At 58.9% G+C, this 20394-nt stretch carries 15 protein-coding genes and 1 tRNA gene; 5 read left to right on the plus strand and 11 right to left on the minus strand.

Going from position 1 to position 20394, the window contains the following annotated elements; all coding sequences use genetic code 11:
* The first annotated feature begins 79 nt into the window (after nt 1-79).
* Nucleotides 80-355 (plus strand): hypothetical protein, encoded by a 276-nt coding sequence (locus tag J7447_RS13630; RefSeq protein ID WP_022998150.1) that lies wholly within the window; start codon nt 80-82, stop codon nt 353-355.
* Nucleotides 356-422: 67 nt separating this feature from the next.
* Here the strand turns inward: J7447_RS13630 and flhA are convergent, their stop codons facing one another.
* The 9 genes from flhA to J7447_RS13675 all read right to left on the minus strand — a co-directional run bounded on the left by flhA (nt 423) and on the right by J7447_RS13675 (nt 11547).
* Complete coding sequence (flhA, locus tag J7447_RS13635; RefSeq protein ID WP_022998151.1) at nt 423-2600, minus strand: flagellar biosynthesis protein FlhA; 2178 nt, start codon at nt 2598-2600, stop codon at nt 423-425.
* A gap of 77 nt (nt 2601-2677) precedes the next feature.
* Nucleotides 2678-4030: a sigma-54 dependent transcriptional regulator gene (locus tag J7447_RS13640; RefSeq protein WP_055655957.1), complete on the minus strand. Its 1353-nt coding sequence runs from the start codon at nt 4028-4030 to the stop codon at nt 2678-2680.
* Between the two features lie 12 nt (nt 4031-4042).
* Complete coding sequence (fliN, locus tag J7447_RS13645; protein WP_022998153.1) at nt 4043-4378, minus strand: flagellar motor switch protein FliN; 336 nt, start codon at nt 4376-4378, stop codon at nt 4043-4045.
* Nucleotides 4375-5067: a FliH/SctL family protein gene (locus tag J7447_RS13650; RefSeq protein WP_208984228.1), complete on the minus strand. Its 693-nt coding sequence runs from the start codon at nt 5065-5067 to the stop codon at nt 4375-4377. Before J7447_RS13650 ends, fliN begins: the two co-directional genes overlap by 4 nt.
* Nucleotides 5068-5105: 38 nt before the next feature.
* Nucleotides 5106-6152 carry a flagellar motor switch protein FliG gene (fliG, locus tag J7447_RS13655; protein ID WP_022998155.1) on the minus strand — a complete coding sequence of 349 codons (1047 nt, stop codon included), beginning with the start codon at nt 6150-6152 and terminating at the stop codon, nt 5106-5108.
* 2 nt (nt 6153-6154) lie between these two features.
* Nucleotides 6155-7768 carry a flagellar basal-body MS-ring/collar protein FliF gene (gene fliF / locus J7447_RS13660; RefSeq protein ID WP_031268276.1) on the minus strand — a complete coding sequence of 538 codons (1614 nt, stop codon included), beginning with the start codon at nt 7766-7768 and terminating at the stop codon, nt 6155-6157.
* A 310-nt stretch (nt 7769-8078) separates the two neighbouring features.
* The gene (locus J7447_RS13665; protein ID WP_022998157.1) at nt 8079-8354 is read right to left on the minus strand and encodes a DUF1153 domain-containing protein; all 276 of its coding nucleotides are present in this window, start codon (nt 8352-8354) and stop codon (nt 8079-8081) included.
* A gap of 381 nt (nt 8355-8735) precedes the next feature.
* Entirely contained in the window at nt 8736-9395 is a 660-nt protein-coding gene (locus J7447_RS13670; protein ID WP_022998158.1) for a flagellar hook capping FlgD N-terminal domain-containing protein, read from the minus strand.
* A gap of 31 nt (nt 9396-9426) precedes the next feature.
* Nucleotides 9427-11547, minus strand: a complete 2121-nt coding sequence (locus J7447_RS13675) for a flagellar hook-length control protein FliK (RefSeq protein WP_209169847.1) — start codon at nt 11545-11547, stop codon at nt 9427-9429.
* Between the two features lie 308 nt (nt 11548-11855).
* Here J7447_RS13675 and mnmA point away from each other — a divergent pair, with 308 nt between their 5' ends.
* Together mnmA and J7447_RS13685 are read left to right on the plus strand one after the other, a co-directional pair.
* Nucleotides 11856-13034, plus strand: a complete 1179-nt coding sequence (mnmA, locus tag J7447_RS13680; protein WP_035909942.1) for a tRNA 2-thiouridine(34) synthase MnmA — start codon at nt 11856-11858, stop codon at nt 13032-13034.
* A 114-nt stretch (nt 13035-13148) separates the two neighbouring features.
* A tRNA-Met gene (locus tag J7447_RS13685) sits at nt 13149-13225 on the plus strand.
* A 40-nt stretch (nt 13226-13265) separates the two neighbouring features.
* Here the strand turns inward: J7447_RS13685 and J7447_RS13690 are convergent.
* Together J7447_RS13690 and J7447_RS13695 are read right to left on the minus strand one after the other, a co-directional pair.
* Nucleotides 13266-13832: a hypothetical protein gene (locus tag J7447_RS13690; RefSeq protein WP_209169848.1), complete on the minus strand. Its 567-nt coding sequence runs from the start codon at nt 13830-13832 to the stop codon at nt 13266-13268.
* A gap of 567 nt (nt 13833-14399) precedes the next feature.
* Nucleotides 14400-16712 (minus strand): hypothetical protein, encoded by a 2313-nt coding sequence (locus J7447_RS13695; protein WP_209169849.1) that lies wholly within the window; start codon nt 16710-16712, stop codon nt 14400-14402.
* Between the two features lie 548 nt (nt 16713-17260).
* On the opposite strand from J7447_RS13695, the gene J7447_RS13700 reads away from it, so the two are divergent.
* Nucleotides 17261-18457: a mandelate racemase/muconate lactonizing enzyme family protein gene (locus J7447_RS13700; protein ID WP_209169850.1), complete on the plus strand. Its 1197-nt coding sequence runs from the start codon at nt 17261-17263 to the stop codon at nt 18455-18457.
* A gap of 345 nt (nt 18458-18802) precedes the next feature.
* On the plus strand, nt 18803-20329 hold the full coding sequence (locus tag J7447_RS13705) for a phospholipase D family protein (protein WP_209169851.1): 1527 nt from the start codon (nt 18803-18805) through the stop codon (nt 20327-20329).
* The last annotated feature ends 65 nt before the right edge of the window (nt 20330-20394 follow it).

Below are 20394 nucleotides of genomic sequence, written 5' to 3' on the forward strand. Positions count from 1 at the left end.
TTTCTGCAGAAACGCGCGTTAAGAGCTTGTTCATTCCTTCGGGAGCTATGCTGTTTCAGTCTTTTGAAAAGGCAATCGCATGGCTAAGGTCGGCAACTACTTCCAACGAGATTATTCCAAACGTTTCAGCTCCAGTCGCAAGGTGTCCCTGGCCGACTACAACAAGGCCTGGACGAAGCGGCGTCAGACAGCCGCAAAGCGTATCGACCAGCTGAACAACCTCGCTTACGTGATGCAATCGATCAACACGCAGGCCTCTCAGGCCAATTCGCTGTTTGTCCTGCAGAACCAAGGCCGGCTGGGCACATACGCCAGTCAGACCGCCGCCATGGCCAGGATTAACGTGGTCGTCTAGCACACCGGGCATGACATCATCGGGCGTCCAACAGAGCCTTGTTGAACGCACTGATGATTGCCCCGCCTCAGATCGAACCGATTGTCTTGAGCTTGATCCGCGGGTGAACTTCCGCCTGGCTCATGATCGTCGTATGGGCACGGAAACGCTCGACGATGGAGCGAACGAACGGCCTGGTCTGCGGGGATGTCAGCAACACGGGAACCTCGCCCTGCTGCGCAGCCTGCTCAAACGCATCGCGGACCCTGCCGACGAATTCCTGCAGCTTGCTGGGTTGCATCGCAAGCTGGCGGTCGTCCCCCTCGCCGATGATGGATTCCAGGAAAGCCTGCTCCCATTGCGGCGATAGCGCGATGAGCGGCAGATAGCCGCCGGGCGCCAGATTGGCGGCGCAGATCTGCCTGCCAAGACGGGTGCGCACGTGCTCGGCAATGGTGTCCGTGTTGCGGGTCATGCCGGTTGCTTCGGACACACCTTCCAGAATGGTTCCGAGGTCGCGAACCGAAATCCGCTCGCCCAGGAGGGTTTGCAGCACACGCTGGACACCGGACACGGTGATCTGCGACGGGATCAGGTCCTCGACCAGCTTGGCCTGCTCGCCCTTCAGCTCCTTGAGCAGCTTCTGCACGTCGCCATAGGTCAGCAGTTCGCTGATGTTGGCCTTGATCGTCTCGGTCAGATGCGTGGACAGAACGGTTGCCGGATCCACCACGGTGTAGCCACGCAAGGAAGCATCCTCGCGATACTGGGCCTCAACCCAGGTTGCCGGCAAGCCGAACGTCGGTTCCGTGGTGTGCGTGCCCGGCAGCTTGACCTGCCCACCTGCCGGATCCATGACCATGAAGTGGTTCGGGTAAAGCACGCCGCGGCCGGCTTCTACTTCCTTCACCTTGATGACGTAATCGTTCGCGCCAAGCTGAATGTTGTCGAGGATGCGCACCGGCGGCATGATCACGCCCATGTCGCCCGCGATCTGGCGGCGCAATGCCTTGATCTGCTCGGTCAGAACATCGTTGTCGCCCGTTGCCTTGCCATTGATCAGCGGCAACAGGGCATAGCCGAGCTCGATCCGCAGTTCGTCCATCTTCAGGGCGTCGGTAATCGGCGGCTCTGGCGGCGGCTTCGGCGCAGCTTCCACGGCCTTGACCATCTCGGCCTTTGCCGCGGCCTTCTTCTTCTTCGACCCGACGGAAAAGGCCAGGTAACCGGCAAGACCTGCAAGACCGAAGAACGGGACCATGGGCATGCCTGGAAGCAGCGCCAGGATCACCATAACCGCGGCCGACATGCCAAGCGCCTTCGGATAGCCGGTGAACTGGCTGGTCAGCGCCTTGTCGGCAGCACCATGCACACCTGCCTTGGAAACAAGGAGGCCGGCTGCCGTGGAAACGATCAGTGCCGGAATCTGGGAGACAAGGCCATCGCCGATGGTCAGCAGCGTGTAGTTGTTGGCGGCCTCGGTAAAGGTCAGCTCCATCTGTGCAACACCGATGAAGATGCCGCCGAGAATGTTGATGAAGGTGATCAGAAGGCCGGCAATGGCGTCGCCGCGCACGAATTTGGACGCACCGTCCATGGCCCCGAAGAAGGCACTTTCGTCCTCGAGCGCCTTGCGGCGAGACTTGGCCTCGGCTTCGTCGATGAGGCCTGCGGACAGATCCGCATCGATCGCCATCTGCTTGCCCGGCATGGCATCCAGGGTAAAGCGTGCCGCGACTTCCGCGATACGGCCGGAACCCTTGGTGATGACGACGAAGTTCACGATCACCAGGATCGCGAAGACGATGATCCCGATGACGAAGTTCCCGCCCATGACGAGATTGCCGAAGGACTGGATGACGTTGCCCGCCGCCGCAGTGCCTTCATGCCCGTTTGCCAGGATAAGCCGGGTGGAGGAAATATTGAGACCCAGCCGCAGCATGGTCGCAATCAGCAGCACTGTCGGGAAGGACGAGAATTCCAGCGGCCGCTGGATGAACAGGCCCGTCATGAGGATCATGACGGAAAAGATGATGGAGACCGCCAGGAACGTATCCAGCATCATCGGCGGCATCGGCAGGATTAGGAGCGTCAGGATGACGAGAATGCCGGTCGCCAGACCGACGTCACCCCGGCGAAGGGTATCTACAATCTCCTGAAGGACGGGGAAACCTGCAAGACCGGTGGCCGCGGCGGGCGCAGCCGTCTGCTGCTCCGCTGCGGGGCCTTCCGGTCTGCGCTGTTCGCCTGCTGCCGTGTCCGACATTTGTGGTCTGGTTTCCTGTAACCGCCGCCCGGGTCAATCAACGGACGTGGCCTTCGTTATGGTTCCTGCCGGTGCGATCAGGCCCGGGCTTCGCCCGGTCCCGGAACGCTTATTCCTTCATCGGTATATTGATTCAGCTTGTTGCGCAGCGTCCGGATTGAAATACCCAGAATTTTTGCAGCATGTGTCCGGTTGCCCAGGCAATGATCCAGCGTGTCGAGAATGAGATCACGCTCGACATCGGCAACCGTGCGTCCGACGAAGGATCGCGTCACGGCTTCCGCCGTCTGTGCCGCCCGCTCCGCAGCGCCCTTGGAGACGCTCAGCGGCGTGCCGTCCGGCATGCGGATCGCCTCGACGCCGATTTCACCACCCGAAGCCAGCAGCACCGCGCGGTGCATGGTGTTTTCCAGTTCGCGCACGTTACCCGGCCACGGATTGGACATCAGTGCCTGACGGGCCTCGACGGACAGTGGCCGAACCGGCACACCGTTGGCTTCCGAGTAGTGCTTGATGAAGAACAGGGCGAGTTCCATGATGTCCGCCGGCCGCTCGCGAAGAGCCGGCAGCTTCAGGTTCACCACATTGAGGCGGAACAGAAGATCTTCGCGGAAATGGCCCTGACGCACGCTTTCGGCAAGATCCCGGTTGGACGTTGCCAGAATGCGGATGTTGACCGGAACCGGGCGCGTGCCGCCGACGCGGTCGATCACTCGCTCTTGGATGGCGCGCAGGAGCTTGGCCTGCAGGCGAACGTCCATTTCCGAAATTTCATCAAGCAGCAGCGTTCCGCCATCGGCTTCCTCGAACTTGCCGATCCGACGGGCAACGGCGCCGGTGAAGGCGCCCTTCTCGTGGCCGAAGAGTTCGGATTCCAGAAGATGTTCGGGAATGGCCGCGCAGTTGATCGAGATAAACGGCTTCGAGGCCCGGTTCGAGCATTTGTGCACATGGCGGGCAATGACTTCCTTACCCGTGCCGGATTCACCGGTGATCAGCACCGAAGCATCGGATGGCGCGACCTGTTCGGCAAGTTTGACCACCGATGCCATAGCATCGTCCCGATAGATCAGGTCGCCGCGTTCCTGGGCAACTGCCGCCAGAACGGCTGCGATCAGCTCCGGATCGGGCGGCAGCGGGATATATTCCTTTGCGCCTGCCCGAATGGCAGACACAGCGGCCTGTGCATCCGTTTCAACGCCGCAGGCCACCACCGGCACATGCACGCGTTCGTTCTGGAGTTTCTGGATCAGCCCGGCAATGTCGAGATGAACCTCGACCATCAGGAGGTCCGCTCCGCGCCCGGACCGAAGCACCCTCAAGGCACCTTCGATATCGTCCGCATGGGTGACCTGGGCCCCGCCCTGCATCGCGATCTTGGAAGCCGTCGTCAGCTGACCGCCGAGCGTTCCGACAATTAACAGCCGCATCCGTTACTTTCCCTATCGATCCGTCTTGATGATTTCAGTCATGGTCACGCCGAGCTTGTCTTCCACCAGGACGACTTCACCGCGGGCGACCAGCCGGTCGTTCACGTAGATATCGATGGCTTCCCCCACCTTCCGGTCGAGTTCCAGAACCGTTCCGGATGCCAGTTTCAACAGGTCCGAGACATGCATTCTGGAGTGCCCCAGAACGGCGGAAATGCGCACGGGAACATCGAACACGGCCTCAAGGTCAGCCGCGGACTGCGGTACATGCATTTCGCCATCGTCGAGCCGGCGCTGCGGCGCCTCGAGCTCGTCGAGCGGGATATTGTGATCTTGCTCGTCGCTCATGCGTCAGTTTCCTTTTCCGCCGACGTGTCGGAGGTTTTGCCTCGTCTTTCCGCGCTGCGCCCTCGCAGGTAGGAACGAATGCTGGCATCGATTTCGGCTTCGATCGCCTTGCGGTCGCGTCTGATACCGCCGTCGGCCCACTCGATATGGCAATCGCCGCGGCCGATTTCCGGCTCGCCGAGAATGACCAGCCGCCCTTCGAAGCCCTTTTCGTGAATGATCGGATCCACCTGGGCCTTCAGCGCCTCGACATCCTTCTCAGCGATGCGGATGACGAGATGCGGCGCCTTGCGCAGCGGTCCCAGGCATTCTGACACCAAAGCCACCGTCTCGGCCAGCGGCTGGCGTGCGATCAGATGGGCACACAGACGCCTGGCCACAAGAAAAGCGAGACTGATGGCATCTTTCTCGCGTTCCGCCACCTGCCCGTCCAGGGTCTCCAGCACCCGCGAAACCGCTCCGGCCAGATGATTGACTTCCGCCGTAAGCAACGTCTCCTGCTTGGTCTGCAGGTCCTGAAGCGCCTTCACCCGGCCTTCCTCGAAAGCCTGGGCCCTTGCCTTCTTCAGCAATTCCTCATGCTGGGCGACCGGAATCATCGGTATCTCCGGCTCGACGGGAGCGACCTCTTCCGGCTCTTCAGGCTCGGAAAAGTCGACGTTGAACAGAAATTTCGATGGGTTGGTCATGCGTCCCATTCTGCTGTAAGTGCCTGCCGTTTGCCGCATCAGTAGATAATTTCATCCTCGCCCTTGGACTTGGAGATCATGATCTCGCCCTTGGCTGCCAGGTCCTTAGCCTTGTTCACCATGCCGGTCTGCGCTTCGTCCACGTCGCGCAACCGCACGGGTCCGAGCGCATCCATGTCGTCCTGCAGAAGCTTTGCGGCGCGCGACGACATGTTGCCGAAGAAGAATTCCCTTGCCGTATCCGTGGAGCCCTTGAGCGCAATGGCCAGGGCGTCCTTTTCGACGTGCCTGAGCAGTGTCTGTGCACTGGCTGCGTCCAGCTTCAACAGATCGTCGAAGGTGAACATCAGGGTCTTGATGCGGTCGGCAGCTTCCCGGTTGTCCTCTTCCAGCGCAGCCAGGAAGCGCGCTTCGGTCTGCCGATCGAAATTGTTGAAGATCTCCGCCATCATCTCGTGGCTGTCGCGCCGCGAGGTGTTGGTGAGGTTCGACATGAATTCCACGCGCAGCGTCTGCTCCACCTTCTCCAGAACTTCCTTCTGGACGGCATCCATGCGCAGCATGCGGCTGACCACTTCCAGCGCCAGTTCCTCCGGCAGAATGCCCAGCACCCGTGCGGCGTGGTCGGAATTGATCTTCGACAGCACCACCGCGACCGTCTGCGGATATTCGTTCTTCAGATAGTTGGCGAGAACGTTCTCCTGCACATTGGAGAGCTTCTCCCACATGTTACGCCCGGCCGGACCGCGGATTTCCTCCATGATGATGGAGACCTTCTCGCCCGGCAGGAAGCTGGCCAGCAGCCGCTCGGTCGCATCGACGTTCCCTGTCAGCGATCCTTTGGAACTAACGCGGCGCACGAAATCCTTGAACAGGTTCTCCAGCATGTTCGGCGTGACCGGGCCGAGGTTGGCCATCGCAGCCGAAACCTGGCGCACCTCGATCTCGTCAAGCTTTGCCCAGATCGGCGCGCCATGGGACTCGCCAAGCGCGAGAAGCAGAACGGCTGCCCGTTCCGCTCCCTTCAGCTCGCGCTCTTCTTCGTCCGCGCTGACCTGCAGCTGTTTCTGGAGTTGATCGCTCACCGTCAGGCCGCCTGTTCATCCAGCCAACCGCGAACGATGGTCACCGCTTCGGTCGGATGGTCCTTGATCATGTCGCCTACCTTGGCAATCGAGCTTGCCTGCATGGCCCCTTCCTGCTTGGCCTGTTCCAGCCATTCGATCACGAATTCGTCTTCAGCCGATTCTTCCTGTGGCACTTCCGTCTCCACTACCAGCGTCCCATCCGGACCGATCATCAGCTCCTGAGGTTGCTTTTCTTCCGGTGTCACGATGCGGCGCAGCAGCGGGCGAACCACGAAGAGCAGCAGCATCACGGCAATCAGGAACAGCACACCCAGCTCGGCAAAACGAATGATGTCGTTGCGGGTGAAATCGAACAGGCTGTCACTTTCAGCCAGCAGGTCGTCCTGCGGCGGCAGGGCGAACTGCAGGTTCACGACTTCCACAACATCGCCCCGCTCGGCATCGAAACCGACTGCGGAGCGCACCAGAACAGCGATCCGGTCCAGGGTTTCCTGGGCGCGCGGTGTATAGGTGCTGCCGCCATTGCCGTCCGGCTGGTAGGTGCCGTCAACCAGCACCGCAACGGACAGACGCTTGATCTTGCCAGCTTCGACAACTTCGGTCCGGGTCGAGTGGGAAATCTCGTAGTTGACGATTTCCTCGGTAATGGACGACGTGTCGCGCTCTGCCTGCCCCTGACCAGCATCGGCGTTCGGAAGCTGGTTGGCAACTGTAACCTGCCCGTTCCGGGACACGGCGGAAGAAGCTTCTTCCTTGGACTGGGTCGAACGCACCACCTGCCCGTCCGGATCGAAGGTCTCGGTGGTCTCCGTCAGGCGATTATAGTCGACTTCCGCGTTGACGCGAACCCGTGCCCGCCCAGGGCCGACGACGGAGTTCAGAATTTCCTCGATCTGGTTGCGCAGCCGGCCTTCGACCTCGACAGTCCGCTCCTGCAGCGAATTCGTCATCAGGCCGTCTTCGTCGTTGCCCGCGCCGGAAGCCAGCAGACGGCCGCTTTCGTCGACAATCGAGACACGGTCCGGCTCAAGTCCGTCAACCGCGGTGGCAACCAGATGCTGTACCGCGCGGATTTCGCCCGGGCCGAGAGCACCACGAACGTTCAGCACGATGGACGCTGACGGCGGACGACGGTCTCTCTGGAACAGCTGGCGCTCCGGGATAACCAGGTGAACGCGGGCGGCGCGGATGCGGTCGAGGGAGCCGATCGTGCGCGACAGCTCGCCTTCCATGGCGCGCAGGTGATTGATGTTCTGAACGAAGCTGGTGGCGCCAAGAGTGTCTGAACGGTCGAAGATCTCGTAGCCGATAGAGCCGCCGGTCGGCAGGCCTTCAGCGGCAAGCTGCATGCGCAGGCGGGCGACCTGCTCGTTCGGAACGAGAATGGAGGCACCCTGGCGGGCGATCTCGAATTGCACGCCCTGGCTTTCCAGCTGGGAAACGATCGATGCGGAATCCTCAAGGGTCAACTCATTGTAGAGTGTCGTCATCTGGGGTGCCGTCACCCGAAAGATGATGAAGGCGAAGACGCCGACGAGGATGGCGGCAACTGCCCCCATTGCAGCAATGCGTGCCGCCCCCAAGGTTCTGATGAATTCTACAAGTCCGTTCACGAATGCCCGCCCGCATTTGAAACATGCCCCTGCCGTTATTATTGGAGTCGGCTGGGCACGCCACACCTTCGATGGGCAAAATTTGCCGCCCAGGTGGTTAACAAGTGGTTAACAAAACCTTTCCAATAGGGGCGGATCGGCGGGTTTCCGCCATTTCGATTAATGCAAACTGCAACTGAGGTGGGGAAAAACTGCCTACCTCATTAATTTTTGGATAAGTTCCGTACGGACAGCAAGACAAATAAAAAGGCCGGCAGAGCCGACCTTTTGATTGCGCCCCAACGGCGCATTGCAGAAACCGTGTTCCGGGTCAATTTCGATATTGCTGGACCCGGGTCGCTCGAAGCCCGGCAAGACCGTGCTTTTCAATCGAGCTTTGCCAGGAGAGGAACTCCTCAACTGTCAGAGTGTATCTCTGGCACGCTTCTTCAAGGGACAACAAGCCACCGCGAACTGCGGCAACCACCTCTGCCTTGCGGCGGATGACCCACCGCTTTGTCGAAGTCGGAGGCAGGTCCGCAATGGTAAGCGGGCTCCCGTCCGGTCCGATGACATATTTTACACGCGAACGAATGTGTTCGGTCATTGTACTCTCACACTAACCATGACCAAGGCTGATTTGAGACTACAAGATGACGCTTAACAAACGCCTAAAGCAAAATTGTGTTTTTATTAACTATAAAATCTAAATTTAGTGAATGATATTTAGGATTTCGCAAAGATAAAGGGTCCAATTCTAAATAGTATTATATGAATTCGTTAACCATATTTACCTGACCGTGCAATTTGCAAGGCAATTCGATTAACCTGAAAATTGCATCCCTCCTCCGGCCACACTTCATTCTTGTTTTTTGTGCCGGCAAATGTCCCGCTGATTACGATCAGCCCCTTGAAACATCGAGAAAACGCGAAAAACCGCCCGGGAGGCATCCGGAGCGGTTTTCAAAAAATGTGAATGTGTGGCTGATCAGGACGGCCGGGCGACCGATACCACGGAACTGACCGGAAACTCCTGGCTGCCAACCTTCAGCACCGCTTCGCCGCTCGACCAGTCCACGCTGTCGACGATGCCCGATACGGTCGTCTTGACGGTTTCCGGCCGGCTGGAGGCGTCCTTCACATTGAAGGAGATGGTGTAGAGCCCGTTCACGGCCTGCTGGCCGGAATCAGTCTGCCCGTTCCAGTAGAAGGTGCCGTCGCCTGCTGCCAGCTCGATGTCGCCGCTATAGACGATGGACCCGCTGGTGTTGCGGATCTCGAAGGTGCCAGTCGCATCTTCCGCCACATTATAGCTCCAGCTGGCCTGACTGCCCGACAGGGTCGTCGTGGAAGCATCAGCAGTCACTTCATTGCCGATATAGCTGACGTAACTCATGCTCTGGTTGCTCGTCAGCGAGGCAATGATTTCTTCAAGGTTCTGGTTCTGCTTGATGGCCTGCTCGACGCTCGAATACTGAACCAGCTGATTGGTGTATTCGGCCGAGTCCAGCGGATCCAGCGGATCCTGGTTCTGGATCTGCGTCGTCAGGATGCTCAGGAACAGTTCGTAATCGGCGATGAGGCCGGCCTGGCTGGTTGCCGAGCCGGTCTGCGACGATGCAGAGGAAGTTGGAGAAACGGTTGTCATTTTTTCACTCCTGAGGCAGCAACTCGCCCCGTTACACTTTCATGTCCAGGCCGCCGCGCTGTTCCGCGATGGTCATTCTGACAATGTCTTCAAGCATCGGATCGGCTTCCGCGGAAACCGTGCCTCCGCCACCATTCGAGGCCGGCTGATGTCCATCCCCTCCCTGTTCGGAGCCGAACTGCTGGCCGCCGTCCTGTCTCAGGGAGAATTGCAGGTTGTCTGAATCCGGGTTGAGCCCTGCCGCTTCCAGCGCGCGCTCCAGGCCGCGCTGATCACGCAGGAACATGTCCAGCGTCTCCGGCCGGTCGACACGCAGATGAGCCTGGACCTTGCCATCGTGAGAAACCTTCATCTCAACCTCGACCCGGCCGAGCTCCGGCGGGTCGAAACGCATCTGGAACCGGGTCTGACCGTCCTTCAGATTGCGCGCAATCTCTGCGGCCACCTGGGTAGCCACCTGGCCGGACTGGCTCTGGCTGGGCGCCTGCAGGCTCTCGGTCCGCATTGCCCCTGCCAGATCACCGCCGCGTACCGTTGCCGCGCCGAACTCGCCGGAAATGCTGGTGTGCTGCAATTCAGCGGGCATATCCGCTTCGTCAGCCGCAATATTCGACAGCGCCGCAGCAGCGACAGGACCAGCCAGGGCCGCGCCACGCGGCTCAGGTCCCGTTTGCTCCGCGCCCTTGGCAGCAGGTCCGGCAGCAGCATCTTGCGTATTGCCTGCCCCCTGCGGACCGGAAGCTTCACCCGTGACCGGCTTGACGAGACCCGTACCTTCCTCGGCAACAGGTTCACCAGCCAGCAACTGTTCAGACGACACCGGCTGCGGCGTTGCCTGAACCGGCTGCTGAACAGGAACGGCACCCGCATTCACGGCGGCAGCAACCTGCGTGGTGGCCGCGCTCATCGCGGTTCCTGCCTGTGCGCTCGCCTCACCCGTTTGCGTGTTCGCCGTTACCGGCTGGGCTGACGTCTCACCATCCACCACGGGTGCGGCAGGCACTGCAGGAACCTGCGTGCCTTCAGATGCCGCAGCAGCCTTGGCGACTGCCGAGACAGACGCAGCAACAGTTCCGGCAGGCGTTGCCGCGGCAACCTGGAGACCAGGCGCTTCACCAGCCCCCTGCCCCGGCGCCTGACCGCCAACCACCGCGCCGGCCTGCATATTTGCCTGGACAGGCAACGTCACAGCCGGCTGCTGGCCGGCTGGCTGAGCAGCGGGCGTTACCGACGCCCGGAATTCTTTCGGCAGTTCGCTCTGCCAGCGGCGCTCTGTCGTGACAGGCGCTGGCCGGGCAACTGCCGCCTGCGCCTCCGCCGCTGTAGCAGGTGTTGCCTGCCCGGCTTTTTCAGGCTGCGCGGCACCTGCCTCAACACCGTTCAGCGCGCCGGCAAAGCTCGGTGCCGTAGCCGGCGCAGAACCTCCGGAACCTGCACCAGCTCCAGCATCTGCCGCGGGAACAGGCGCAGCCCCGTTTGCGGCACCAGCTAAAGGCACCACTGGAACGTTGCCTGCAAGACCTGCGCCTCCCGAAAGTGCGGCACCGGGCACGCCGGCATCGGCAGAGGCGGGCGTGATAGCCGCGCCTTCGCCAGCAGGAGCCGGAACACCAGGTGCAACAGGAGCGACCGGCGCAAATTCCGCAACCAGGGCAACGTCGGCGGTTTGCGTTGCCTCATCTCCTTCAGAGGGAAGCAGACCCTGATCCGTATCACCGGGTTGCCCCGCGTTGAGCGGCGGAGTGCCGGCCACGATATCGCCGGAAAGAAGAGGATCGGTAACCGGGACCGTCGGATCCACCGCAATGGTGGGCGCAAGTTCGCCTGTCACCACAGCGGTCTGGATCTGCGCGGCAACCGCCCCCGACTTCACCGGATCGGCCGCCCGGCCGGCCTTGGCGGAAACCACGGCACTGACCTGACCCTTGTCTTGCCCTACGCCCTTCGCGGCGCCCTGCCCCGAGATCGAGTTCAGCTCGTCGGCAAATCCGTTTGCCTTGCCCCCAACAGAGGAAGCAGCCGCACCTGCAGAAGCCTGCCCGCCAGCAAGTGCGCTGCCCGCACCCGCTGCCAGCGCCCCGGCAGAAACATCCGTTGTCAGTCCAAATGGCAGCACGCTTGCCCCCAGATCCCGGCCCGCACCGGCGGGCATATTTCGTCACCGGAATAGAAAGCAAACATCGGGCCAAACGTTAAACCCTGTCAGACCCCTTGATTTTACTCATCTTTTTCAAAGACGAAGTAAAACCACCTCCGGTTTCGGGCGGCAAGCTTTGCCGGTCCGGCAAAGCGTGCCTGCCATGCGGGGGAAGCAATTGGCAGCCGCTCTCCTTATCTGTATAGTGCCGCCAACTTTGAATAGGGCCCTTGATCGCCGCCCGCCCGGCAGGGCGTGGAAGGCTCGGGACGGACAACCGCCCCGCCTGCGCGATCGGCCAAAAACTTCTGGAAGTACACTGGATGCGAAACAGTCTGGATCTGCCCGGCCGCCCGGAAGACACTCGCGTTGTCGTCGCCATGTCCGGCGGGGTCGACAGCTCGGTCGTGGCCGCCCTGATGAAGGCCGAAGGCTACGACGTCATCGGCGTCACCCTGCAGCTTTATGATCACGGCGCCGCCGTCAGCAAGGCGAAGTCCTGCTGCGCGGGCGTCGACATTCATGATGCCCGCCGTGCGGCCGAAACTATCGGCATTCCCCATTACGTGCTGGATTATGAAAGCCGGTTCAAGGAACAGGTCATGGACCGTTTCGCCGACAGCTACATCGCCGGCGAAACCCCGATCCCTTGCGTCTCCTGCAACCAGACGGTCAAGTTCACCGATCTCCTGAAGACCGCGAAGGATCTTGGCGCCGATGCACTGGCAACCGGCCACTATGTCCGCTCCGCCCAGCAGGGCAACAAGCGCGCGCTTTTCCGCCCGGCCGATCTTGACCGCGACCAGAGCTATTTCCTGTTCGCCACCACGCAGGACCAGCTCGATTTCATCCGCTTTCCGCTTGGCGGCATGCCCAAGTCGAAGGTGCGTGAGCTTGCAGCCGAATTCGGCCTGACCGTCGCCAACAAGCCGGACAGTCAGGACATCTGCTTCGTGCCCAACGGCGATTATGCCGAGGTCATCCGCAAGCTGCGCCCCAATGCGGCCGAACCGGGCCAGATCGTCCATATGGACGGCCGCGTGCTGGGTGAGCATGACGGCATCATCCATTACACCATCGGCCAGCGCCGCGGCCTTGGCGTTGCCACGGGCGATCCGCTCTATGTGGTGCGCCTCGACCCGGACGAGCGCCGTGTCGTCGTCGGCCCGCGCGAGGCACTGGCGACCCGCACCATCCTGCTGCGCGAAATGAACTGGATCGGCGATCAGCCGCTGGACGAAGGCGACGAGATCGAGCTGTTCGCCAAGGTCCGCTCCACCCGCCCGCCGGCACCGGCAACCTTGCGCATCCTGAACGGCAAGGCGTTCGTGGATCTTGCCAACGGCGAAACCGGCGTCGCCCCGGGCCAGGCCTGCGTCTTCTTTGATACGGATGACGAAACAGCCCGTGTTCTGGGCGGTGGCTGGATCCACAAGACCGAACGCACGGGCGACTGGGCGATCGATTTTCCACAGGTCAAAGCCCCGGTTTCCGCGGCCTGAGGCCAGACAAAAAACTTTGCGGCCGGACGCCAATTCAACGCTTGACGCCCGCCCGCCGCCTCACTATAAGCACCCCACGTCGCGCGGGCCACCCAGGCCCGGATCGCACGGGATGGCGGAGTAGCTCAGCCGGTTAGAGCAGCGGAATCATAATCCGCGTGTCGGGGGTTCGAGTCCCTCCTCCGCTACCATTTTTCTCAAAGCCCCTTCCAAATTTAGCGCAGACTGTGGTCACAGCGCCTTTTCTGAGTAACGCGCGTTCAATGCGTTGATCAGGTTTCGAAAATATTCTCGAACGCTGTCACCGTCGATGGTTTTATGGCTGTCTACATCCAGAAAGAAGGATACAGCGTCCAATACGCAACGAAAATTCATGTCTTCAGAAGATTTTGCAGTGTCGTTCACACCCAAAACAACATCAAATTCCTTCAGAGGAAGGCTTATTACCAAACAGCTGTCAGACTTACCCCTAAAATAGTCCGCCTCCTCTCGCGTCATTCCAGGCAAAAAATCTTGAGCCTTTTCAAGATTAATAGCTCCGTCTATCAAAAAATCCGGGCCCGAGAGAAAAAGAAAATTGGGAGTCCCATCGAGTTCAGTCGAGTAATCTCCGTAGAGCAAATATACTTGTATTACAGACTTCATAAAGCTTTGAACGTGTTCATCCTCAATATGACCCGATGCGCTTATTGGTCTGATTGAACCGCTCTTCTTTTCCGCCCCAATCCCTGTTGATGTGAAACTAAGTAGTATTCCCAGAACAAGAAATGCTTTAACGCCCCCCAAAAAGCTTGCCATAGATTAAATTCCCAAAACATCTATTTCTACATTTGGAATTGAAACAAACGACATCTCGAGTCGGCTAGTTGATCGAACCTTTGCCACGGCACTAACACCTCGTGAAGCACGGAACGTGTCACCCATTAGTCCGGAATGTTCTACTCCCTGTGTCATGGGTTGGACCGCTATGTAATCCCCGTATCGAGATCGCAACATGATCACAGACTTACTCTGCTCGCGGCCAGCAAAAGCGCAATAGCAATTTCTCAGCTACTTGTGGTCAGGCATCGCAGCCAATGGCTTGGTTTCAAAACCACCGAATTGATCAAAACCCATTTCCCATCAGGAACTACAAACGTCCTGGGAGGGACCGACTGGAGACGGTTTGTTCGTGACGGTTGATCCGAGCGAAGCAGTCATTCACGTGTACCGCCCTCGCTGGCGCTTCCGGCCCACAGCGGTCGTCAATACCTTTTGTTTCAATGGCTCCCGCGCGCCTCCATTTCGGACGTAAGCCATTCCGCTTCTTAACCTGCGAGCTGACATTGCGACAAAGCTCGCCGACGATCTAATCAGTTAAGTGTCCTATAGGTTGAGGCCCGCGTGAAAGGCTGGGTTTAGACTGTAACTAAGGTTTTCCTTGGTCTTAGCCTTGGTCACGAGCACCGACAAAAGTTTCATGTCGTAATTTACGTCATATACAAAAGTGGGCGCCGAAGCTCCGTGTTGTACGCCGAGGAAGCCATAGTAGAGTAAAAAATCAACTACCGAGCCGAGCTTTTCGGCAACGACCCCAGCGTCCATGCAGATTTTCTCGAGCTTTGCTTGATCGAATAGCGCGCCTTCTCCAATGAAGTGATATAGCAGGTTGGTATCTTCACCAAGAATGTCGGTGAGCTCCTGATCCGCCTCCGTGATTAGATCAAGTGAATAGCTCTTGAGACCCTTTTCGAGATCTTCTATCTCTATTTTCTCGTGTTCCAGACCGACTGCAAAGCCTCGACAGTGAGCCACAAGCTTTATCAGGTTACGCGGGCGCATCAATGAACGATCAATCAAGTATTGAGCCGTCTCTTCCCCCGCATAGTGGCTGACGCAAATGCTATTCCAAACCTTTGCGAAAGAGGTGTCGGGTGGCAAAACACCGTGAACGAGACGCTTACGCAACATCTCTCGGAGCAGGTCAGGATCGTGCCAGTCCAAAACGGCCCGACTTTCTTTGCCATAATCGGCAGAAGCCTCTACCAAGAGCTGATAGACGTCGTTCCGGACAAAGGCGATGCAGTGGAAATCATGATCGTTGGACTGCATCTGCCGTTGCACCTTGCGGGCAGCATCGATGAGACAGCGCAGAATTGTAACATCGTCGTCGGTCAATCCATGGGCGGACCAGCCTTTGTCGAGGTTATCGAAGAGGACCCAAACGCTCTCCTTGAACTCTAGATATGAGGAAAGCGCTTCTCTAACATCTCGGATATTGTGTTTATGAACCAACTCCGTGACTTGCGCAGACGTAAGGCGTTGTTCTTTCGTATTTCCAAACCTCTCCTTGAAGGCATCCACTAGTGAACGCGAAATGTCGAGAAGCCGTTCAGAAAAATCCCCTTCAGCGGCGTCGCCAGACTTGTAGACCTCCTGCAAACGCAGATAGGGTTCGTATAGGCGACCGTCACGCAAGTACTTTCTCTTGTCCTTTTCAAGCAGCTTGTAGCAGATCTCTAGGTAGAAAACGTATTCGAACAGTGCAGTGATAAGGTGGGTCCTGGCACCTTCGGCCAGGTAATCCAGCACGTCTTCCTTGAGCCGTATAAGCTGGTAACCTTCCGGCTTTAGATCCACCACGATGTTGCGGACATTGGCTCGTTTCTCATTTCGGACCTGAGAGAACAAAGCAGTCTTCCCTGCTCCTTTGCGGCCCACTACCAAGTTGACCTCTCCCCTCGAGGCGCGGCCGTACTGGTCTGTGCGGAGATAATATTCTCCGAGTGTCTGAAACTCGTTCTCAGCGATCGCGTCGCCGATGCTGAGTTCTGACAAGAAGTTTCCCTTTGCGATAGGCAAAGAGTCGTCGCTCTGCAGCCTCTCGGTTACGTCGAGCGCAAACTCCGCAATGTGATCGGCTATGTCATCCGGGTGCGAAAAGGTTTTTACCATGTCGCGCACGTCTAGTGGTGCCGGACCGTTCGGCGGCTGCAGGATCAGTGTCACCTTGCCCAATCCGAAGGCCATGCCCGCGACAAATGCCGCACGGATATTGTGCACCTCGGCATCGTCGAAACTCGCCGGCAGGAGCGGCACGATCACGCCCAGGCATGCAGACACATCGTCGACCGCCTTTACGGCCGAAAGACGGGATTCTTCTTGTGGTATAAAACTCTTGTACCCCAATCGGGCTTTTTTCACCCGTCCCCAAATCGCAAGCATCGGTGCGTTGGAAACCGGCGTGTTGAGCACATACACCGGCGCTTTGCTGTTAGGCGCCTTATTCAGCGGCAGAGGTCGGTCAGACTGCGTATTTTGCAAGATACCGGCCAGTGTGTCGCCCTCTGTGTAGGACTGGAACCCTAAGGTGTCGAAAATGCCAATACTAGTAATTAAGGCGGACTGACGGCCGATGTTGCTATCACGAACCAAATGTACTCGCTTCCCGAGGCCAAGTGCATAGCCAATCTCAAAAGTGACATTGAAGTTCATCACTGTAACGTCAGCCAGTAACATATCAGAATCTGCGATTTGTTCGAAGATAGGATCTGTAAGTGGTCTGCCGCTGATATCGTTTTCTTCCCACAGATGAATATCCAGCTCGCGCCTGGACAACGCGAGCTTTGCTTTAGCATCGTGAATAGCGTTTACGGCGTCTGGCTCGCTCGAAGGATAAGCAAAGAATGCTTTGACCATCTTTACCCCTAACTTGTTCTGCCTCAAATCAAGTTTGATGTAAGTAGAAAGCTAGTAGCATTCTTGTCAGCCGACAAAGAACAAAACGGAAATTTACCAAATTGTTGTGGACGCCAATAGTAGGTGGAGCTGTACGGAACTCCAAGAGCTCGTCTTGTGGGACAAGTACTCCCAGATTATGAGAGCACAATTGCTCAGTGCCATTCATCTGCGAAGGAGATGGTCACTCAGCGGCGACTATCTTGCTCACCTCCCCGAGACCCAATCGTCCCGTTCCGGACCCTTCCTGTCGTTCATTCCGACCGCAGCAAACATCCGCTCCCCGCCCACAATAGACCTACGCTCGTCGGCACCTGACAGCAGCTCAGCAATTCAGGCTGAAACACTGCCTCTATAGAGACCGCCCCCGCCATCCGATTGGACTCTGAAAATTGTCAAATTGGATATGTTGGCCAGACCAATTCCTTTCTAGCGTTCACGCAACAGCCGACTGTTCTCCTGATGCTCCTGGATCCTTCAGGCAGCGCCCCCTTTTCAATGGACCGAACATGCAAGTGCTTGACCGCGTTGAACTCTACCTTGTGAAAACACCCCTGCCCGCGCAACATGCGCCGTCGTGGATACCTGGAACGATCCGGACCCATGTCTCCATGTGCATCGTCCGGTTCATCACCGATGACGGTGTTGAAGGATGGAGTGGGTTTCCGGCTGCGGGGCGTGAGCGCGCCGGGCTGGGCGACCTCTTGGCCGGTCTCTTTCTCGGCCAGGATGCAGGCGATATCGAAAGGCTTTCCGAGCGCATCCAGATCATGGCGGCGGGTGGCAATTTCAACTGGTGGCTTGAGCCTGCCTTCTGGGACATCAAGGCCAAGAGTGCGGGCCTGCCGCTCTACAAGCTGCTTGGCGGAACGGATGACCGCATCAGGCTTTATGCTTCCTCCGGCGAGCTTCGGGACCCGGGCGCACGGCGCGAGGAAGCCGAAGCCCGGCTTGCCGAAGGGTTCGACACGATGAAAATTCGTGTCCATGACTTCGATGAGGCCGTTGATATCGACCATATCTCGGATATCGCCCGTCACATGCAGGGACGGATGAGGATCTCGGTCGACTGCAATCAGGCCTTCCGCCTGACCCAGAACGGCGATGCACCGCTCTGGTCGCTGGACAGGGCCAAACGCTTTGTCGATGCCGCCGCGGATGTCGGCCTTGCCTGGGTGGAAGAACCGCTGTTTGGCGAATGGCACGAGGAAATCGCCAGACTGACCACCTATTCGCGCGTTCCTGTCGCCGGTGGCGAACTTCATGTCATGGGCTACAGGGAACTCGCCCGGATGATGAAGATGGGCTGCTACAATATCTTCCAGCCCGATGCCATGTGGGCCGGCGGGATTACACAGTGCCTCAAGGTTGCCGCGCTCTGCAGGCAAGAAGGCATCAGGTTCACGCCGCATTGCTGGTCGAACGGCTTCGGTTTCATTGCAAATGCGCATGTCTTTGCCGCCAGCGGCTTTGCCGGTGAGGAGCTGTTTGAATATCCGATCTCACCACCGGGCTGGACACCGGAAGGCCGCGACCAGATCTTCTCGCAGCCGTTCCTGCACGAAAACGGCTGGTTTGCCATGCCGCAGACACCCGGCCTCGGCTTCGAGATCAATCAGGAAACCCTTAAGAAATACGGGCAGTGCTTCTTCAAGGCCAGCCGCAACTCCACGCACTGGATGCCCGAAGCGCTGCCTGCTCCTTAAAGGTCTCCCCTACGTCTGGTGGGCGCGGCTCCCTCGATCTTCGCCCCGAAGGCGCAGGACAGGTTTCTGCCACCTCGGTGAGGAAAACCTCCCGCGCGGAAGCATCAAGCCGAACCGTGCGTCTTTGCATGTCATGTCCCGAGGCGCTGATGAAAAGAAGCACCGCACGGCAGGTGCCGGAGCGCGCCTGTCAATCTGCACAATGGACCGGCGTGCAGGCATGAAGTAACAATTCTGGGTAGAGTTTGCCGATAGCCCCGGTCCTTGCCTCAGTCACCAACGTCGATCCTTGACGCCGGGCGGGAACGGGGCCCTTGGCAACCTGTGTCTGTCATGCGGGGAACGATGCGAAGCTGGGCCTGCCTTCTCTGTCTTGCAACGCTGCTTCTGGCAGCCTGTTCGACGTTGAACACGGACTATCCGCGCGTCGAGACGAGTGCCTTTACGGCCTATCGCAGCACCTCTCTGGGCAGCCTGTTCCGGGCCGCGGAAAAAAGCCATCCGGGCAGATCGGGTGTCTCGCTGGTCACGACAGGGCGCAACGCCTTTGCCATCCGCGTGGCCATGACGGAGCTCGCCGAGCACAGCCTCGATCTGCAATACTACATCTGGGATGCGGACCAGAGCGGGCGCATCCTCGCGCAAGCCCTTTTGCGCAGCGCGGATCGCGGTGTGCGCGTGCGTCTTCTCATCGACGACATCAATGTCAACGGACGCGATGAAATCCTCGCCAGTCTGGACGCCCATCCGAATATCGAGATCCGGTTGTTCAACCCCTTCGTGAGCCGGTCCTCGCGGGTCTTCAACCTGATCGGTGACTTCGACCGCCTGAACCACCGCATGCACAACAAGCTGATGATCGCCGACAATGCGGTTGCGCTTCTCGGCGGGCGCAATATCGGCGACCACTATTTCGACGTCTCCGAGGAATCCAACTACCGCGACCTGGACATTGCCGCGGTCGGCCCGGTGGTGCGGGATGCCTCGAGCGTCTTCGATTATTTCTGGAACAGGGACTGGTCGGTGCCTGTCGCCGCCAGCGTCAACCGGACCTTTGGCGAATCCGACCTGGAAATGGCCCGGGTGAAACTGGAAGAGACCATCGACACCGAAGGATATCCCTATCCTTTCCGCCAGAGGGTTACTGCCGTCCGCCAGTCGATGTCCTCGCTCACAAGGCAGCTGGTCTGGGCACCGGCCTTTGTCGTCTGGGACGATCCGGCCGATTTCATCGCGGGAAAAAGCGGCGGCAAGATCCTCAAGGCACTTGTCGGCAAGGTGGACGGGCTCAAACGCGAACTCCTGATGGAAAACGCCTATTTCGTTCCGACGCAGGCAGGCGCGGACAAGCTGAAGCAGCTTACGTCGCGCGGCGTGAAGGTCCGCGTTCTCACCAACTCGCTCGGTTCAAACGATGTGGTTGCGGTTCACGCCGGCTATTCGAAATACCGCGCGGAACTTCTGGAAGCCGGCATAGAGCTGCATGAGGTCAGGGCCGATTCCGCCAGGGTCCAGCAAACGCTCTTTTCGACAGACTCCAAGGCCGGGCTGCACACCAAGGCCGCAGTCTTCGACGGAACCTCGATATTCGTCGGCAGTTTCAATCTGGATCCACGATCAGCCAACCTCAATACGGAGATCGGCCTCTACGTGGAAAGCCCCGAACTTGCCCGCAGGCTGACAATGTTCCTGAATGAAGGCGTTTCGCTGAAAAACAGCTACCGGCTCGAACTGGACGACAACGGCAGGATCCTCTGGAAGAGCGAAGAAGATGGCGAGATCGTCACCTTCACCTCCGACCCGGGATCGACACTGGGCCAGCGCTTCACCTCCGGCATCATCGCAACGCTTCCCGTCGAAGGTCAGTTATAGGGGGAAAGGGGTTGCAGGCCCCACTCTGCCAACCGCCCAGCCCCTGTCGCTTCGATACAAGCTGG

This window comes from Labrenzia sp. R5_0, assembly GCF_017743835.1.
GTDB lineage: Bacteria > Pseudomonadota > Alphaproteobacteria > Rhizobiales > Stappiaceae > Roseibium > Roseibium algicola.

Bases quoted from the DNA above. Each gene is read 5' to 3' on its own strand.
- J7447_RS13695 (WP_209169849.1), bottom strand. From the start codon at position 16,712: ATGGTCAAAGCATTCTTTGCTTATCCTTCGAGCGAGCCAGACGCCGTA.
- J7447_RS13690 (WP_209169848.1), bottom strand. From the start codon at position 13,832: ATGGCAAGCTTTTTGGGGGGCGTTAAAGCATTTCTTGTTCTGGGAATA.
- fliN (WP_022998153.1), bottom strand. From the start codon at position 4,378: ATGAGCGACGAGCAAGATCACAATATCCCGCTCGACGAGCTCGAGGCG.
- mnmA (WP_035909942.1), top strand. From the start codon at position 11,856: ATGCGAAACAGTCTGGATCTGCCCGGCCGCCCGGAAGACACTCGCGTT.
- J7447_RS13640 (WP_055655957.1), bottom strand. From the start codon at position 4,030: ATGCGGCTGTTAATTGTCGGAACGCTCGGCGGTCAGCTGACGACGGCT.
- J7447_RS13705 (WP_209169851.1), top strand. From the start codon at position 18,803: ATGCGAAGCTGGGCCTGCCTTCTCTGTCTTGCAACGCTGCTTCTGGCA.
- flhA (WP_022998151.1), bottom strand. From the start codon at position 2,600: ATGTCGGACACGGCAGCAGGCGAACAGCGCAGACCGGAAGGCCCCGCA.
- J7447_RS13630 (WP_022998150.1), top strand. From the start codon at position 80: ATGGCTAAGGTCGGCAACTACTTCCAACGAGATTATTCCAAACGTTTC.
- J7447_RS13665 (WP_022998157.1), bottom strand. From the start codon at position 8,354: ATGACCGAACACATTCGTTCGCGTGTAAAATATGTCATCGGACCGGAC.
- J7447_RS13670 (WP_022998158.1), bottom strand. From the start codon at position 9,395: ATGACAACCGTTTCTCCAACTTCCTCTGCATCGTCGCAGACCGGCTCG.
- J7447_RS13700 (WP_209169850.1), top strand. From the start codon at position 17,261: ATGCAAGTGCTTGACCGCGTTGAACTCTACCTTGTGAAAACACCCCTG.
- J7447_RS13675 (WP_209169847.1), bottom strand. From the start codon at position 11,547: ATGCCCGCCGGTGCGGGCCGGGATCTGGGGGCAAGCGTGCTGCCATTT.
- J7447_RS13650 (WP_208984228.1), bottom strand. From the start codon at position 5,067: ATGACCAACCCATCGAAATTTCTGTTCAACGTCGACTTTTCCGAGCCT.